Raw genomic sequence first — 1417 nt, 5'->3', positions numbered from 1 at the left:
GGTGACGTCCCGCTGAGTGGTGGAGTTGCTCGACACCGTGCGGGTCAGTGCGGTGATCATGCCGTGAGCAGTTGAGCGGTGTCGACCTCCTGGGTGGTCAGGGCGGTGATGGTGGCGAGCTGGGCCATGGAGCGTTCGGACAGGTAGCGCCGGTCGGTGGCGGCCCATTCGTCGTGGGCCTCGATCAGGACGGCGCCGGCCAGGCGCAGCAGCGCGGCGGGATTGGGGAAGACCCCGACGACGTCGGTGCGGCGCTTGACCTCCTTGTTCAGTCGCTCCAGGGGGTTGGTCGACCAGATCTTCTTCCAGTGCCCGGCGGGGAAGGCGGTGAAGGCCAGCAGGTCTTCGCGGGCCTCGGTCAGCATGGCGGCGACCTTGGGGTGGGAGCGGGTCAGCATCGTGGTGATGACGTCGAACTGCTCGGTGACGTGGGGAGCGTCGGGCTGGGCGAAGATCGTGCGGATCGCCGCGGCGACCATCTCGGCGTTGGTCTTGGACACCGCGTCCAGGGCGTTGCGGGTGAAGTGGACCCGGCACCGTTGCCAGGACGTGCCGAGCAGCACCGAGGCGATCGCGCCCTTGAGGCCCTCGTGGGCGTCGGAGATCACCAGCTGCACCCCGGCCAGGCCACGGGCCTTGAGCGAACGCAGGAACGCCGTCCAGAACGCCCCGCTCTCGCTGTCGCCGACGTCGAAGCCGAGGACCTCGCGGTGCCCGTCGGCGCGCACGCCGGTGGCGATCACCACCGCCTGGGAGACCACCCGGCGCCCGACCCTGGCCTTGCAGTAGGTCGCATCGACGAACACGTACGGGAACGCGGACTCGGCCAGGGACCGATCCCGGAACGCGCCGACCTCCTCGTCCAGGCCGGCGCAGATCCTGCTGACCTCACTCTTGGAGATGCCGGTGTCGGCGCCCAGGGCCCTGACCAGGTCATCGACCTTCCTGGTGGACACCCCGTGCAGGTAGGCCTCCATCACCACCGCGAACAACGCCTGGTCGACCCGGCGGCGACGCTCGAGAAGGCTGGGGAAGAACGACCCGGTCCGCAGCTTGGGGATCCGCAGGTCCAGGTCCCCGGCCGTGGTGGTCAACGTCCGGGCCCTGGCGCCGTTGCGTTGAGCGGTCCGTTCCGCGGTGCGCTGCCACGGCCCGGCGCCGATCACCGCGGTCGCCTCGGCGTCGATCAGCTCCTGGTACAGGTGCTCGGTCGCGACCCTGATCCGGTCGCTGACCTCGGTGTCCTTCAGTGCGGCGAGCAGCTCGAGCAGGGCAGACTGGTCCATAGCCATCGTGCGATGTGTCCTCACTGTGAGTTCCCTAGTCCGGTCTCACTGACCATCGCACGATGGCCTTCTTCATCGCGGCCATCACGACGAACAAGATCGAGAACTACACCACCCCAGGGGACGTCACC

At 68.7% G+C, this 1417-nt stretch carries 1 protein-coding gene; it reads right to left on the bottom strand.

What is annotated here, in order from left to right:
- Positions 1-56: 56 nt before the first annotated feature.
- On the bottom strand, positions 57-1292 hold the full coding sequence (locus tag ACYVQV_RS18945) for an IS256 family transposase (protein ID WP_461024870.1): 1236 nt from the start codon (positions 1290-1292) through the stop codon (positions 57-59).
- Between the last annotated feature and the right edge of the window lie 125 nt (positions 1293-1417).

The organism is Thalassiella azotivora (assembly GCF_054781695.1).
The sequence above is the reverse complement of the archived record's forward strand: the minus strand, read 5'-3'. Positions and strand labels throughout refer to the sequence as shown.